This is a genomic window from Pseudomonas sp. TWR3-1-1 (genome assembly GCF_049896545.1).
GTDB classification, from domain to species: Bacteria; Pseudomonadota; Gammaproteobacteria; order Pseudomonadales; family Pseudomonadaceae; genus Aquipseudomonas; species Aquipseudomonas weihenstephanensis.
In genome coordinates this window covers 135,769-151,444 of the sequence record NZ_JAFCUO010000012.1, presented here as the reverse complement: position 1 = coordinate 151,444, position 15,676 = coordinate 135,769, and the positions used below count along the sequence as shown (strand labels likewise).

At 55.1% G+C, this 15,676-nt stretch carries 15 protein-coding genes; 3 read left to right on the top strand and 12 right to left on the bottom strand.

The features are described 5' to 3' along the window. Positions 1–153: 153 nt before the first annotated feature. From msrQ to mrcB, 9 genes are all read right to left on the bottom strand, one after another. On the bottom strand, positions 154–768 hold the full coding sequence (gene msrQ / locus ACP7A4_RS21310) for a protein-methionine-sulfoxide reductase heme-binding subunit MsrQ (protein WP_059762520.1): 615 nt from the start codon (positions 766–768) through the stop codon (positions 154–156). Then, the gene (msrP, locus tag ACP7A4_RS21305) at positions 768–1,781 is read right to left on the bottom strand and encodes a protein-methionine-sulfoxide reductase catalytic subunit MsrP (RefSeq protein WP_426248156.1); all 1,014 of its coding nucleotides are present in this window, start codon (positions 1,779–1,781) and stop codon (positions 768–770) included. The genes msrQ and msrP overlap by 1 nt, the downstream gene beginning before the upstream one ends. A 63-nt stretch (positions 1,782–1,844) precedes the next feature. Beyond that, positions 1,845–2,702, bottom strand: a complete 858-nt coding sequence (pssA, locus tag ACP7A4_RS21300; protein WP_048366038.1) for a CDP-diacylglycerol--serine O-phosphatidyltransferase — start codon at positions 2,700–2,702, stop codon at positions 1,845–1,847. A gap of 143 nt (positions 2,703–2,845) precedes the next feature. Then, entirely contained in the window at positions 2,846–3,862 is a 1,017-nt protein-coding gene (ilvC, locus tag ACP7A4_RS21295) for a ketol-acid reductoisomerase (RefSeq protein WP_048366037.1), read from the bottom strand. A gap of 48 nt (positions 3,863–3,910) precedes the next feature. Next, on the bottom strand, positions 3,911–4,402 hold the full coding sequence (ilvN, locus tag ACP7A4_RS21290) for an acetolactate synthase small subunit (RefSeq protein ID WP_048366036.1): 492 nt from the start codon (positions 4,400–4,402) through the stop codon (positions 3,911–3,913). Between the two features lie 2 nt (positions 4,403–4,404). Continuing rightward, positions 4,405–6,129: an acetolactate synthase 3 large subunit gene (locus ACP7A4_RS21285; RefSeq protein WP_048366045.1), complete on the bottom strand. Its 1,725-nt coding sequence runs from the start codon at positions 6,127–6,129 to the stop codon at positions 4,405–4,407. 431 nt (positions 6,130–6,560) lie between these two features. Continuing rightward, on the bottom strand, positions 6,561–6,890 hold the full coding sequence (locus ACP7A4_RS21280) for a YqcC family protein (protein ID WP_203303593.1): 330 nt from the start codon (positions 6,888–6,890) through the stop codon (positions 6,561–6,563). Continuing rightward, a complete protein-coding gene (locus ACP7A4_RS21275) occupies positions 6,890–7,627 on the bottom strand; it encodes a tetratricopeptide repeat protein (RefSeq protein WP_059762526.1) in 738 nt (245 codons plus the stop codon). The genes ACP7A4_RS21280 and ACP7A4_RS21275 overlap by 1 nt, the downstream gene beginning before the upstream one ends. A gap of 16 nt (positions 7,628–7,643) precedes the next feature. Continuing rightward, positions 7,644–9,971 carry a penicillin-binding protein 1B gene (gene mrcB / locus ACP7A4_RS21270; RefSeq protein WP_048402566.1) on the bottom strand — a complete coding sequence of 776 codons (2,328 nt, stop codon included), beginning with the start codon at positions 9,969–9,971 and terminating at the stop codon, positions 7,644–7,646. A 116-nt stretch (positions 9,972–10,087) separates the two neighbouring features. On the opposite strand from mrcB, the gene ACP7A4_RS21265 reads away from it, so the two are divergent. The 3 genes from ACP7A4_RS21265 to ACP7A4_RS21255 all read left to right on the top strand — a co-directional run bounded on the left by ACP7A4_RS21265 (position 10,088) and on the right by ACP7A4_RS21255 (position 12,596). Further along, the gene (locus ACP7A4_RS21265; protein ID WP_059762670.1) at positions 10,088–11,644 is read left to right on the top strand and encodes an AAA family ATPase; all 1,557 of its coding nucleotides are present in this window, start codon (positions 10,088–10,090) and stop codon (positions 11,642–11,644) included. 91 nt (positions 11,645–11,735) lie between these two features. After that, on the top strand, positions 11,736–12,077 hold the full coding sequence (locus tag ACP7A4_RS21260; RefSeq protein ID WP_059762528.1) for a pentapeptide repeat-containing protein: 342 nt from the start codon (positions 11,736–11,738) through the stop codon (positions 12,075–12,077). 246 nt (positions 12,078–12,323) lie between these two features. Beyond that, a complete protein-coding gene (locus ACP7A4_RS21255; RefSeq protein WP_048366031.1) occupies positions 12,324–12,596 on the top strand; it encodes a TfoX/Sxy family protein in 273 nt (90 codons plus the stop codon). A 227-nt stretch (positions 12,597–12,823) separates the two neighbouring features. On the opposite strand, the gene ACP7A4_RS21250 is transcribed toward ACP7A4_RS21255, so the two are convergent. The 3 genes from ACP7A4_RS21250 to ACP7A4_RS21240 are packed head-to-tail and all read right to left on the bottom strand — an operon-like array spanning position 12,824 to position 15,500. Next, the gene (locus ACP7A4_RS21250; protein ID WP_426248158.1) at positions 12,824–13,546 is read right to left on the bottom strand and encodes a heme ABC transporter ATP-binding protein; all 723 of its coding nucleotides are present in this window, start codon (positions 13,544–13,546) and stop codon (positions 12,824–12,826) included. A 44-nt stretch (positions 13,547–13,590) separates the two neighbouring features. After that, complete coding sequence (locus ACP7A4_RS21245) at positions 13,591–14,628, bottom strand: FecCD family ABC transporter permease (RefSeq protein ID WP_203303596.1); 1,038 nt, start codon at positions 14,626–14,628, stop codon at positions 13,591–13,593. Beyond that, positions 14,625–15,500 (bottom strand): heme/hemin ABC transporter substrate-binding protein, encoded by an 876-nt coding sequence (locus tag ACP7A4_RS21240; RefSeq protein WP_203303597.1) that lies wholly within the window; start codon positions 15,498–15,500, stop codon positions 14,625–14,627. Before ACP7A4_RS21240 ends, ACP7A4_RS21245 begins: the two co-directional genes overlap by 4 nt. Positions 15,501–15,676 lie beyond the last annotated feature (176 nt).

Genomic DNA, 15,676 nt, shown 5'->3' with positions numbered 1-15,676 from the left:
GTCAACACCTCATTTCCTGCTTCGATGATTTGAAGCTAGCATCGCCGAAAACCGTTCAACTCATTGATACTCAAGGAGTTTTCCGTTTCGACTACGCCGGAAGTGGGGCGAATTATAGGGTGTTTTAAATCTGAGTCAAGGGCTAATTTTGACTTAATTAGCGGGCATCGATTTCTTCTTATATAGACGCGCAATACGCCGCACCACAACAGGCACGCGCAGCACAATCAACACAACGCCAATGGCCGCATAGATAGACCACTCCTTGAGATCCGCCCTCACTATCCACAGCATATGCAGTAATCCAAGCCCCAAAACGCCGTAGACAAGGCGATGCAGCTTTTTCCACCGGGCGCCCAAGCGTCGCTGACTGTATCGGTTCGACGTCACAGCCAGCACCAACAACCCCAAGAAACCAAGACTGCCCACAATAATGTAAGGGCGCTTGCGCAACTCAACACCCAACTGCGACCAGTCGAACCCCAGCACAAACGCCAGATACGCAAGCAGATGCAGAACAACGTAAGCAAAGCACCACAAACCGATCTGACGCCGTACGACAATCCACCCCGCCCACCCAGTCACTTTATGCAGAGGCGTCATGCACAGCGTGATCAACAATAAAATCAGCGTCCCCAACCCCTGCCGATCAACTAATACTTTTCCGGGATCAGGCCCCAAGGCCTGACTCCAAGCCTCATACAGCCATAACAGTGGCCAAATAGCTGCTGCTATAAACACAGCAGAACGCCAATACGCGAATCGCATTAATAGTTCTTCCGTAGATCAAGGCCACTGTATAAAGAGGCAACCTCATCGCCATACCCATTGAACATCTGCGTCTCGCGCACATTCGGGCTAAACAGACTGCTAGGCAGACGCCGCTCACGCGCTTGAGTCCAGCGCGGGTGGTCGACTTGCGGGTTCACATTTGCATAGAACCCGTATTCATCTGCCGCAATGCTTTGCCAGGTCGTCTTGGGCTGATCCTCCACCAGGCTGATTCGCACAATGGACTTCACGCTTTTGAAGCCATACTTCCAAGGCACCACAAGCCGTAACGGGGCACCGTTCTGATTAGGCAACTCCCGTCCATACATCCCCACCGCCAAAATAGCCAATGGGTTCATTGCCTCATCAAGTCGCAAGCCCTCGACATAGGGCCAGTCAATCAATGCGAAACCTGAACGCTGCCCCGGCATGACCTTAGGGTCCTGCAATGTTTCAAAACGGATGTATTTAGCTTTTGACGTAGGCTCCACCTGCTTGAGCAACGCCGATAAAGGGAAGCCCATCCAAGGAATCACCATCGACCACGCCTCAACGCAACGCAGGCGATATATCCGCTCCTCCAACTGGTAAGGCTTCATAAAGTCTTCCAGCGCATAGCGCCCCGGCTTACCCACCTCGCCGTCTATAACCACAGTCCACGGCTGAGTCTTCAAAGCACCTGCGTTTTGCGCCGGGTCGCTTTTGTCAGTACCAAACTCGTAAAAGTTGTTGTAGTGAGTGGCATCTTTAAAAGGCGTGATTGCTTCACCCTTTACGTTAACGGCCTGCCATTGGGTCTGGGGCAATTTTTCGGTGAACCAAGCGGGTGGTTTACCCGGCTCTACATCAGCATAACGAGCAGCCTCTTCAGCCTTTACCCAGCATGGAAGCGCAGACACAGCCAACCCGGCAAGCGAGCTGCCAAGCAATGAACGACGGGATAAATAGAAGGATTCAGGCGTGATATCCGACTCTTTACTGTCGGACGCTTTTGGGAGCTTGATTAGCATGACAACTCCGTAGCATTGGAGGACTGATGCACCAATAGACTACGGAGTATGGGAGAAATTACATCACTCGGCGTTTTTGTTACGGCGCAGACGCAATAAATATTGAACGGGACCCGACGCTGCATAAGCGAGGAATACCAACAGCAAAATACGCGGCGGATCACTGAACACCACAGCGAACACCAGGACTACAGCCAGAATGGCTACAAACGGTACACGACCTTTTAGGTCCAGCTCTTTAAAGCTGTTGTACTTGATATTGCTGACCATCAGCATGCCCGCAGCAGCGACAAGCAAAGCAACCAGGAACGACATTTTCGAGCCCTGAATGCCGTAATCGCTGAAGGCCCATACGATCCCGGCCACCACACCTGCGGCAGCCGGGCTTGCCAGGCCAATAAAGTAACGCTTGTCGGCGGTTCCGACCTGAGTGTTGAAACGCGCCAAACGCAGTGCTGCACCTGCTACATAGATGAAGGCGACCATCCAGCCGACTTTACCCATGTCACCCAAGGCCCAGCCAAAGGCGAGCAATGCAGGGGCCACGCCAAACGCAACCATGTCAGACAGCGAGTCGTATTCAGCGCCGAAAGCACTTTCGGTATTGGTCATGCGCGCTACACGGCCATCAAGCCCGTCCAGCACCATGGCGACAAAGATCGCAATAGCGGCAAAGGCAAAGTATTTGCTGGCACTCGCCGCATCACCTGCACTCATGGCGCTTTGAGCACTCATCGAGTTGATGATGGAATAGAAACCTGCAAACAGGTTTGCCGTCGTGAAAAGATTTGGTAGCAGATAGATACCACGATGCCGGACTTTACGGCCTTCGGCGTCATGTCCTTCTTCGACATGCTCATCGATAGGCAGCAGGCTATCGGCGTCAGAGGCCTGTTTTGGCTCTTCGGGACGTTCGCTCATGGACATTACCTTGCAACGATATGGAAAGTTTCGATAGAGGCTTGCGACCATCGCGGGTTCGCAAACAATCATGCTTTATACCAGAAGCCACCCCTTAAACGAAAAAACGCGGCCGAGGCCGCGTCTTTCTTTACGTCAAAAACTTAGTTTTTAGCTTTGTCGACGATTTTGTTCGCACCGATCCAAGGCATCATCGAGCGCAATTGCTCGCCGATGATTTCGATGCCGTGAGCTGCGTTGTTACGACGTTTGGCAGTCATCGATGGGTAGCCTGTAGCACCCTCACTGATGAACATCTTCGCGTACTCGCCATCCTGAATGCGCTTGAGCGCATTACGCATTGCCTGGCGGGATTCAGCGTTGATCACCTCCGGCCCCGTCACGTACTCGCCGTACTCTGCGTTGTTGGAGATCGAGTAGTTCATGTTGGCGATACCGCCTTCGTACATGAGGTCAACGATCAACTTCAATTCGTGCAAGCACTCGAAGTAAGCCATTTCTGGCGCGTAACCGGCTTCAACCAGTGTTTCAAAGCCTGCTTTGACCAACTCAACGGTACCGCCGCAGAGAACGGCCTGCTCACCGAACAAGTCAGTTTCAGTTTCGTCCTTGAAGGTGGTTTCGATGATACCGGTGCGGCCGCCGCCCACGCCCGACGCGTAAGACAGAGCAACGTTTTTGGCGTTGCCCGAAGCGTCCTGGTAGATCGCGATCAGGTCAGGAATACCACCGCCTTTCACGAACTCGGAACGCACAGTGTGGCCCGGAGCTTTCGGCGCAATCATGATTACGTCGAGGTCAGCACGCGGTACAACCTGGTTGTAATGGATCGCAAAACCGTGAGAGAAGGCCAGTGTGGCGCCTTTCTTGATGTTCGGCTCGATTTCGTTCTTGTACAGCGACGACTGGAACTCGTCCGGGGTAAGAATCATGACCACGTCAGCAGCAGCAACAGCGCTTGCAACGTCAGTCACTTTGAGGCCGTGAGCCTCAGCTTTAGCGACAGTGGCCGAACCTTTACGCAGACCTACAGTCACGTCAACGCCGGAATCTTTCAAGTTGCAGGCTTGAGCGTGACCCTGGGAGCCGTAACCAATGATGGCTACTTTTTTGCCCTGGATGATCGAAAGGTCGCAGTCTTTGTCGTAATAAACTTTCATGATTTTCCCTTATATCCAGGCCATTCAGGCCATTAGCACTTATTTGTTTTAGAGGCTGAGTACTTTGTCGCCACGGGCTATCCCGGTGACGCCACTGCGAACTGTTTCCAGGATCGAAGCGGTTCCAATCGACTGGATGAAACTGTCGAGCTTGTCACTTGTACCGGTCAATTGAACGGTATAAACACTGGCGCTGACATCAACTATCTGGCCACGAAATATGTCCGTCGTCCGCTTGATCTCCGCACGCTGAGCACCCGTGGCCTTGATTTTGACCAACATCAGCTCACGTTCAATGTGAGCGCTCTCGGACAGGTCGACCAACTTGACCACTTCAATCAGCTTGTTCAGGTTTTTAGTGATCTGCTCGATGACTTCATCGTGCCCCACCGTGGTGAGCGTCAGACGCGACAAGGTCGGGTCTTCAGTCGGCGCCACGGTCAGGCTTTCAATGTTGTAGTTACGTTGCGAAAAAAGCCCTACAACACGAGACAAAGCACCCGGTTCGTTCTCAAGAAGCAAAGAAATAATGTGCCGCATGATTAAGTACGCTCCGTCTTGCTCAGCCACATGTCTCGCATGGACCCATCTTTGATCTGCATCGGGTACACGTGCTCACTGGTATCCACCTGAATATCCAGGAACACCAAGCGATCTTTCATGGCGAAGGCTTCTTCCATCTTCGGCTTCAGGTCTTTCAGGTCGGTGATGCGAATTCCCACATGACCATACGCTTCGGCCAGCTTGACGAAATCAGGCAACGACTCCATGTAGGAATGCGAATGACGACTGCCGTAGTTCATATCCTGCCACTGGCGAACCATCCCCAACACGCCGTTATTCAGGCTGATGATCTTTACGGGCAAGTCGTACTGCAAACAAGTAGACAACTCCTGGATATTCATCTGAATGCTCCCTTCGCCTGTCACACACGCGACATCGGCATCAGGAAAATTCAGCTTCACACCCATCGCTGCCGGGAAACCAAAACCCATCGTTCCCAGACCACCGGAATTGATCCAGCGATTCGGCTTGTTGAAGCGATAGTATTGGGCGGCAAACATCTGGTGCTGCCCGACATCAGAGGTGACATATGCATCGCCCTTGGTCACTTCACAAAGCATTTCGATAACGGCTTGTGGCTTGATCTTGCTGCCGTCGCCCTTTTCATACGGGAACAGACCGCGATCACCACGCCACTCGTCAATCTGCTTCCACCAGGCAGCAACCGCTTCGGCATTGGGCTTTTCGCCAATTTCCTTGAGAATCGCGACCATTTCGGTCATGACACTCTCAACCGGGCCAACGATTGGCACATCCGCCTTGATGGTTTTGGAGATGGATGCCGGGTCGATATCGACATGGATGATTTTGGCATTCGGGCAAAACTTGGAAGGGCCGTTGATGACACGATCATCGAAGCGCGCACCCACTGCCAGAATGACATCTGCGTTATGCATGGTCATGTTGGCCGTAAAGCTGCCATGCATTCCCAACATGCCAATGAACTGACGATCAGTGCCAGGGTAAGCGCCCAATCCCATCAACGTATTGGTCACGGGCACGTTGAGCATTTTCGCCAACTCAGTCAACGGTGCAGAACCGCCGCCCAAGATAACGCCACCGCCTGCGTAAAGAACCGGGCGCTTGGCCGCCAGCAACATTTCTGCGGCCTTACGGATTTGCCCGGAGTGTCCACGAACCGCTGGACTATAAGAGCGCAACTTGGCTTTTTTCGGGAAAACGTATTCGAACTTCTCAGCCGGGTTGGTCATGTCTTTAGGGATATCGACAACCACTGGACCAGGGCGACCGGACTGCGCGAGATAGAACGCCTTTTTCATGACCTCCGGGATCTCCGAAGCATGCTTGATCATAAAGCTGTGCTTCACGATCGGCCGGGAAATACCGATCATGTCGGTTTCCTGGAACGCATCGGTGCCGACCATCGTGCTAGGCACCTGGCCGGAAATGATCACCATCGGAATGGAGTCCATATAGGCGGTAGCAATACCGGTAATGGCATTGGTAGCACCCGGCCCGGAAGTCACCAGTACCACACCGGCTTTACCGGTGGCACGGGCATAACCGTCAGCCATATGGGTCGCCGCTTGCTCGTGACGAACCAGGATGTGAGTCACTTCCGGTTCTTTGAACAGTGCGTCGTAGACGTGCAGGAGAGCACCACCAGGGTACCCGTAGATATGTTTGACACCTTCGTCGCGCAAAAAGCGGACCAGCATCTCACCGCCAGATAAAAGCTCCACGTTGTTCACCTCTAAAACGCCAGAATACCGATCGCAAAAAACGAACGGGTCTTAATAGGTTTACTTTTCAGCAGAGCATGAGCGACGGTGGTCGCCGACTACGTCAGCACTGACTGAGCAAGTATTGGGAGCCCTCCAAATATTGCGGAGTTTTCCCACCCAGCGCGAGGTAACGCGTTGCGGGTGTAACAGGTCGGCGCGGGTGTGCGCCTCATGATCTGCTGAGAGGGCCTGCTTCTGGCAGTCCCTCTACAGCGGACTTTCGATTCTTCTCATTCACCCCATCCAAGTCAAGTAAAAATTGCGCTTTTTTCCAACTACGCGCATCTGAACATGAAATAAATGGGCTTGGTGAGGGATAAAACTCGCGTGAATGGCGCAAAGCGATAGAAATATGCGCACGACTGCCGAAAAATCGGGCCGTCAGGCAATTAACGAGCGTCGACGATCAATTGGTCGAATTTTTTCAGCGCGTCACGCAGACCAAGGCTCTCTTGCGGCCGATCGGCATACACCATTTCGGCCATTTCAAGAATTCCTGACGCGTTGGGCAGTGGTAGATCCTGCTCAAGAATCTGCTTCATCTTCACCAGAAAAACCCACTGCAACCACTGATGAAAGTCCAGCTTATCCACTGAGAACGGCTCGACACTGCTCAATGCTTCGGCGCTGGGAGGTACGTCGTCCCACCAGCCCTGTGTGCGCAACTCACCCTCAATCAACAACAACTGTTCAGCGATATCAAGAAAGCGGGCATCCATCACAGACTTACCTTGGCTTTTTGACGAGCCAATGCAGCGCCAGCGGCATCACCTTGTTTCTCACGCGCTTGGGCAATCAACCCCCACAGGCTGGCTTGCAAATCGGGTCGGCCATTGGCGAATGTCAAACCGCGACGTGCAAACTGCTCGGCCTGAGCCGCGTCCCCTTGCGCCATACGAACTTGCGCCAGTCGATAGAGCACCTGCGGCTCACGGGGTGCGACACGTTGCGCACGCTCAAGACTGGATGAGGCACCATTCAAGTCGCCCGTGGCTTGTTGCTGTTGAGCCGTTGTAAGCAGCGCCAGCACCGGACCATCCAGTTGCTCATCGGCCGCCAGCCCGCCACTGTTCGACGGGATTCCACTTGGCGTAATCGGTGTCGGTGCGCTGTAGGCCGCCCCCGGCGTGTAACTGCCGGTACTGATTGGCGCCGCTGCAGGGCCGGGCGTAATCGGCCCTGGCGTGAACGGTTCGGTGCTGATCGGGGTCGACACTGCCGCGCCACCGCCCGGAATCATCACGACCACACCCGAGTCCTGAGCAATTGCCTGAGACTGCGCAGCACGTGGCGCAGCTGCTTGCGGGTAATTCCCGGCCGTGCGCTGGGCCGAAATACGTTCGTTATTCGACACCGGTACACCTGAGTCGACCACAGGGATTGAACCCTGCGGCACGCTGGCGCAACCATTGAGCAAAGCCAGGGCTGTTACAGCCGGAAACCACCACTTATTCACGTCAAACCCTCTTTGCTTAATTCAACCAGCCCTTGACCCAATCCATCACAGCGTCACCGGTTGCAGGCGTTTGCGCTGCGCAACTGGCTCCCGCTGGCGGTTCACTGCCGCGAATATACGGCATCTGCACCGCTCCAGGGCAGTTGGCATCAGACCCCTGCCCGGTATGTGGATCAATCCAGGCTTGCACGATGTTATCCGGCTGCGGCATGTCCAGCGGCAATGGATCGGCCTTGTTCATGAAGCTGGTCCATACCTGCAAAGCACCCGTTGCACCCGTGAACGGTGTTTTGCCGTTGTCATCACGCCCCAGCCAAACGACGGCCAACACATCCTGACTGAACCCTGCAAACCAGCTGTCACGCGAATCGTTACTGGTGCCCGTTTTACCCGCCAACGCGAGGCTTTTAGGCAATACGTTATAAACCGAGCGCCCGGTGCCTTCACGCATCACGTGCTGCATGGCGTTTTGAATCAGGTAGATCGAGCCCGGATCAAAGCGCTGCTGGATCTGGAACGGATAGCGCTTGAGCGGTTCGCCTTCGGCCGTCAACACACTGCGAATCCCGCGCATCGGCGTATTAAAGCCACCGTTGGCCAAGGTCTGATACATCGTCGCCACTTCCATCGGGCTGAGTGCGCCAGCCCCTAACAACATGGAAGGGAACGCCGGAAACTCGCGCTCCACACCCAGCCGCGCCAGGGTCTTGAGCACATTCGGCACCCCCACTTCCTGACCCAGACGCACAGTGCCCAAGTTGTAGGAGTTCATCATCGACTGATAAAGGAAAACCGTGCCATGGGAGCGGCGGTCATAGTTCTGAGGTTTCCAGACTTGCCCGTCCGCACCTTTAATCGACAATGGTTCGTCTGACAACCAACTGGTCAGTGTGTACTGACTCGGGCGCTCAAGAGCCGTCAAGTACACGGCGGGCTTAATCAATGAGCCAATCGGACGTACCGCATCCAGCGCACGATTGAAGCCCGCGTAACCTGGCACACGACTGCCAATCAAAGCCTGGACTTCACCGGTCTCCGGGTTGGTCACCACCATGGCCGCTTCAACTTCATCAGCACCTTTGCGCCCAGCCAGACGCTTGAAGGTTTCGCCCACGGCAGCTTCGGACTTCATTTGCAGAATCGGGTCAAAGCTGGTGAAAATTCGCAGCCCCTCTTCGGTCAAATCTTCGTCGCGATAATCTTCACGCAACTGACGCTTCACCAAATCAAGAAAACCCGGGAAAGAACTGTCGGCCAAACTGCCGCGTTTGGTCACACCCAGAGGCATTTTCTTGGCCGCTGCCACCTGCTCCGCGGTTGCCACGCCCTGCTGCTCCAGCAAGTCGAGTACCAAATTACGTCGCTCAAGCGCACGTTCCGGATAACGACGCGGGTTATAAGCCGATGGCCCTTTGACCATTCCCACCAATAGCGCCACTTGGTGCAGTTTGAGTTCCGCCAATGGCTGACTGAAGAAGAACTGACTGGCCAGACCAAAACCATGCACCGCACGCTGACCGTCCTGGCCGACAAAAACCTCATTGAGATAAGCCTCAAGGATCTCGCGCTTGTCGTAATGCAGCTCCAGCAGTAACGCCATCATCGCTTCGGTCAGCTTGCGGCTCAGGCTGCGCTCATTGGTCAGGTAGAAGTTTTTGACCAACTGTTGAGTGAGCGTACTGCCGCCCTGGCGCATTTGCCCGGAGGATGAGTTGACCCAAATTGCACGGGCAATCGACTTCGGCGAAACACCCAAGTGATGGTAAAAATCACGATCTTCAACCGTCACCAGCGTTTCCAGCAGAAACGGCGGCACTTGATCAATGTTGATCAGAATGCGGTCTTCAAGGTTCTTGGGATAAAGCCCGCCAATCAATAAGGGTTCAAGGCGCACCACTGGCAGTTTGGAGCCGTTGGACGCCGATAGCTCAGCCACATAATCGCCAGAAAAACGCACACGCACCGGCTGCGCTTTCTCAGCGCCTTCATAAAACTGAAAACCGCGGGTATTGAGGTCAACCGTATTGCCATTCACGGACGCCGCGCCGGGGCCACTGACCGCGTTTTCACGCCGGTAACCCAAAGCATCGAGTTCCGTCAGGAAGTCGTTCTTGCTCAGCTTTTGGCCGACGAACAGCTCTAGAGGCCGGGCGTAAACCTTGGCCGGGATAGTCCAGCGCTTACCGGAGAATTTCTCCTGAACGATAGCGTCGAGGTAAACGGCAAAACCTGCCAGCACAACCAGGCCGACCAGACTGAGCTTAAGCGCCCAGCCCAGCCACGGGCGAAGGCCGCCGCGAGCAGGACGTTTGGAACGGGAACGAGGGGATCGGGTACGAGTCATGGCGGCGGATTATACGCACTTTATTCATGTTCATCATGCGCAGCCCGGCGGTTTGCAGTACCGCTGTCAACAGCCATAATGGCCCATTGAATTTTCCCAGCCTTGAAGGATCAATCGTGAGCCAGAACCTGATCGCCGCGCTACAGAACCCGAACCTATACCCACATGAAGTTGATGGGTTTCAGGTCATCGAAACGCACATTTCCTGGGTGATCCTCACCGGCCCTTACGCCTACAAGCTGAAAAAACCGGTTAATTTTGGCTTTCTCGATTTCACCGACCTTGCCAAACGTCAGTTCTTTTGCAACGAAGAGCTGCGCTTGAACCAGCGTCTGACTGAAGGTTTGTACCTGGACGTTGTGCCGATTACGGGCACAGCTGAAGCCCCCGTATTGGCTGGCGATGGCCCGGTCATCGAATATGCGCTGAAAATGCGCCAATTCCCGCAGAGCCAAATGCTCAGCACATTGCAGGCCAATGGCGAACTGACTGCCGGTCACATCGACGAAATGGCGCAACAAATTGCTCACTTCCATACACATGCGCCTCACGTGCCACTTGAGCACTATCAAGGCACGCCTGAAGCCGTGATGGAGCCAGTGCGCCAAAACTTCGATCAAATTCGGCCTTTCCTGACAGATAAAGCAGACCTACAGCAACTGGACGCGCTTCAAGCGTGGGCTGAAGCCAGCTTTACCCGCCTCAAGCCTTTGCTGGAGCAGCGCAAAGCCCAAGGCTTCATCCGCGAATGTCACGGTGATATTCACCTGGGTAACGCCACCCTGATTGATGGCAACGTGGTGATCTTCGACTGTATTGAGTTCAACGAACCCTTCCGCTTCACCGATGTTTACGGCGATGTCGGCTTCCTGGCAATGGACCTCGAAGACCGTGGCCTGAAATGTTTGGCGCGCCGTTTTGTCAGCCAATACCTGGAGCTGACAGGCGACTATCAGGGCCTTGAACTGCTCAACTTCTATAAAGCCTATCGTGCCCTGGTGCGCGCCAAAGTCAGTCTGTTCAGCATGCCGGCCGAAGCCAGCCCGGTGCAACGCGCCGCCACGCTGCGCCAGTACCGCAACTACGCCAACCTGGCAGAAAGCTACAGCACTATTCCTTCCCGCTTCCTCGCCATCACACACGGCGTTTCGGCTGTGGGTAAAAGCTCGGTTGCCATGCGTCTGGTTGAGTCTTTGGGTGCGATTCGATTGCGCTCTGATGTCATCCGCAAGCAGTTGTTTGGTGAGCAAAAGACGGAAAATGCTGTAGGCCAAGGGATCTACAATGCCGACGCAAGCGTCAGCACTTACAAAAAGCTGCACGAATTGGCCGAAACCGTGCTGCGTGCGGGTTTCCCGGTGGTCATTGATGCCACCTACCTCAAGCGTGATCAGCGTGACGCTGCTGCCAGCGTGGCCGAGTCCACGGGCGTGCCTTGCTTGATCCTCGACTGCACGGCACCCGATGCAGTGATCGAAGGATGGCTAGCTCATCGCCAGTCCGAAGCAAAGGACCCCTCAGACGCCACCCTTGAGGTGGTACGCGCGCAACAGACAAGCCGCGAGCCACTCGGCGCAGATGAAGCGCTACGCAGCAAGCACGTTGAAACCCACAACAGTAAAAGCCTGGACACATTGATCGCAGATATTCGTCAACGATTACCCGGCCTTTAATCGCTAAACCAGGCCGCGAAACCGCAAGGGTTTCACGGCCTCGCAATAGTGGCACTATAATGGCGTCATAAATCCAACAGGAGACGCAACCATGAGCCGCCCACGACTGCTTGATTCTGCGCTTTACGCCTTGTTGCACAAGGACGATATCCGCGGATTTAACCAAGAGCGCCCACAAGGCCCTATCGACATGTCCGGTGGAGACTTTCGAGGGCTCGACCTGCGCGAACTGAATGCTCAGGAGGTCGATTTCACAGACGGTTATTTCCGCTCTGCTGATTTGCGCGGACTCGATCTACGCACAACCTGCATTGAAGGCGCCAGCCTGGCCCACGCGCAGATTTCCGGCGCTTACTTCCCGGTTGAACTGACCGCCGATGAGATTCTCATGTCCGTCAACTTCGGCACGCGGTTGCGCTACCGCACAAAGTAGGAAAATACGACATCGAGTCCTACGCTTTTTGCGTCGGCGTGGACTTGCCTGTCGCTGACATTCAGCCGCTCTAACTAAATGCTTCCAGCCCTTCTTTGGTTGTCCTCAACAACCAAAAAACACATTTCAAAATGCCTACTTGTTCCAAAACCGACTAAAGAACTGCGGTTTTCCTACCGAGCGCTACACTCCTGTAAGACTGGCTTAGTCCCGTAAACACTGCGCGTGCCGTCGCAAGGAGGCTTGATGAATGATGAACTCCAGAACTTGAGAAATCTTGGAAAGACGTCGGCGCAATGGCTACACGCTGTAGGTATTCATAGCGCTTCAGATTTGAAACGGCTGGGCGCAGTCGATGCCTATCGCGCCGTCAAAGCGCGCGGGTTTAGAGCATCTAAAGTGCTGCTCTATGCGATTGAGGGCGCTTTGCTGGATGTGCACTGGAATGACATTCCTGTGGATCGCAAAGAAGCCTTGAATAAACAGGTGGACGTTTTGTCGCCCACGCGCAAAGCCTGACAGTTTTTAGGGCGCGCGAAGAAAGTCGATAAACAGGTGTTGACAGCGTAATGAGAATTGTTATGATTACGCCATCTGGTCGCGAGACCAGCCGATCTTCTGGAAGGCCCTTGGTTCGGACTCTCAGAAAATCTCCTCATCAGGCTAATCACGGTTATTTGACCCGGCTCTTGCCGGGTCTTTTTTTGCCTGTCGAACAGTAACAGCCTTAACGCCGATGCCTTATTTCAGCGCGCAATAATCAACGGGTGCCCTAGCTCAGGGTGCGGCTGAACCAACACATCCAAGCCAAACACAGCTTTGAGTAATTCTGGCTGCAACACACCTCGCGGACGGCCTAAAGCACGCGCTTGGCCGTCCTCCAACAGCAGCAAACGATCGCAATACCGCGCTGCCAGGTTCAAGTCATGCAAGATGATCAACACCGCCGCGCCGCGGTCGGCAAAGGCGCGGATGGCTTTGAGTGTGGTGTGCTGGTGCAAAGGGTCCAGCATTGACGTGGGTTCATCCAGCAACAAGGTTTGCCCGCCCTGCCCCGGCCACAACTGCGCTAACACACGCGCCAGATGCACCCGCTGACGCTCCCCGCCCGATAACGCCAGGTAACTGCGCCCGGCCAAATGTTCTACGTCAGCGGCCTTCAGAGCCTCATGCACGATTTCGGCATCGCGAACATGGCCCGTCTGGTGGGGCAAACGGCCCATGCCCACCACCTCTTCAACTCGAAACGCGAAGTCCAGCGTCGAAGTTTGCGGCAACACGGCCAGTCGCTGAGCGCGCTGGGGGCCTTTCCACTGATTCAAGGCCTGATGATCAAGCCACACCTGCCCCTGCGTTGGCGCCAGCTCCCCGCACAGAGCAGCCAACAGTGTGCTCTTACCTGCGCCATTAGGCCCCAGCACGCCGAGCACTTCCCCAGGGCGAACCTCAAGCGTGACATCCGACAGCACCATTTTCTGGTTGCGACGAATGTGCAAGTTCTCCGTTCGCAACATCAGTGACGGCCTCGCAGTAATAAATAGAGGAAGAATGGTGCACCCAGAAAAGCCGTCACAATGCCTATCGGCAATTCGGCGGGCGCCAGCGCCAAACGTGCAATCAGGTCCGCGAACAACAATAAGCTGGCGCCCGCCATTACAGACGCAGGCAATAACACGCGGTGATCGGGACCCGCCAGGAGCCGCACCAGATGCGGCACCACCAAACCAATAAAACCGATCATACCGGCCGCTGCCACAGCAGCCCCCACACCCAAAGCCGTACAAAACACCAGTTCACGCTTGAGCCCTTCAACATCAATGCCCAAATGGTTGGCCTCTGACTCACCCAGCAACAGCGCATTCAATGCACTTGCCCGGCGAGGCAACCAGAGCGCAACGCCCGCAGTGACCAGTAGTAACGGCCACAGTCGCGCGTAACTGGCGCCATTCAAACTGCCCAAATTCCAGAAGGTCAGCGTGCGAAGGGTCGCGTCATCCGCCAGATAGGTGAAAAGCCCCACCGCGGAACCGGCCAAGGCAGTCAAGGCGATGCCGGCAAGCAACATAACCGCGACATTCGTCTGGCCATTACGCCGCCCCAAACGGTAAACCAGCGCCGTGACGCCCAACCCGCCGAGAAACGCGCTTAACGACAACACATAAGGCCCGAGGACATCAGGCAAACCGCCAAAGGCTGAGCCGCCAACAATGGCGATAGCCGCACCCAGCGCGGCGCCACTGGACACGCCCACCAAACCTGGATCGGCCAAAGGGTTTCGAAACAAGCCCTGCATGGCAACGCCCGAGAGTGCCAGCACACCGCCCACCGCCAAACCCAATAAGGTACGCGGCACACGGATCTGCCCAAGTATCAGCTCCGCCTGCTCCAGGCCTTCGCCCTGGATCGGCATACCGAGCAAGCGCAATGCTGCGCGCAAAGTGTCAAAGAGCGGCAGGCTCACTGGCCCCAGTGCCAACGACAGCCAGGTCGCCAGTAGGCACAACATGCCCAACCCTATAAACAAAGGACGGGGCTTTACCAGCGTCCTCATGGAGCAACCGAGGCCGCAGGGTAAAACTCAGCCGTAAGCTGTTTGAGACGGTCCGGCAAACGTGGCCCCAGCCCCCCCACCAGCAGCGTCGGATCAACTTCATAAATGCGCCCGGTTTTAGCCGCGCGAATCGATGCCAAAACCGGGTTTTCTTTCAAGAGCGCTGCGCGCGCGGCGTCCCCACTCAAACTGCGGTCAGCAAACACCAGCACCTCGGGATTGAGCCCCGCCAATGCCTCAACTGAAAAAGGTTTGTAACCGGTGTGGGTCGCAAGGTTATGACCTCCGGCTTGCGTCAACAGCCAGTCGGCTGCGGTGTCCTTCCCGGCAATCATGGGTTTTCCGCCTGCATGCCCCAGCAACAGCAAAACACCCGGGGCCTTGTACTTGGCCTGTAGTTGCTTGACTTGAGCTTGTTGTTGCTCCATCTGTTGCTGATAGCTCTCAAACACCTGCATTGCGTGAGGCTCGTCACCCAACAGACGGCCCAAACGCGCAAGGTTAGACTGCAAAGCACTCAGCTCAGGCTGTGCCGAGAACATCTCAACGGACACCCCGGCACCACGAATCTGCGACAACGTTCCAGGCTTCCCCATCTCTTCGGTGCCAATCAATACATCCGGCCTCAGACTCAAAATACCCTCCGCCGAGAGCTCACGTTGATAACCGATGCTGGGCAGCGATTTAAGTGATGCAGGATGTTGGCTAGTGGTATCGACCCCAACCAATTTAGACTCCGCACCCAATGTGCTCACCCACTCCGAGAGTGCGCCACCGGCACTGACCCAGCGTTGTGGCAGTTCGGCAGCTGAGCCGAGGTGACTGATCAAAAGGCCTGCACAGAGCGTAATCAGGCGGATACTCAAGCGCATACAGAGGCGTTCCTTGAAAAGAGAACTCAGCGGGATACGTGAAAATCCCGCACCGTTGAAACAACACATCGAAGTACAGCGGGCCATTTGATAATTGTTTGCATTTGCACGTCAACCATTTAACTCGCTCTAACCTGCGCCCTCAACGCTAGCATCAGGTGCTATTAAGGATTGCA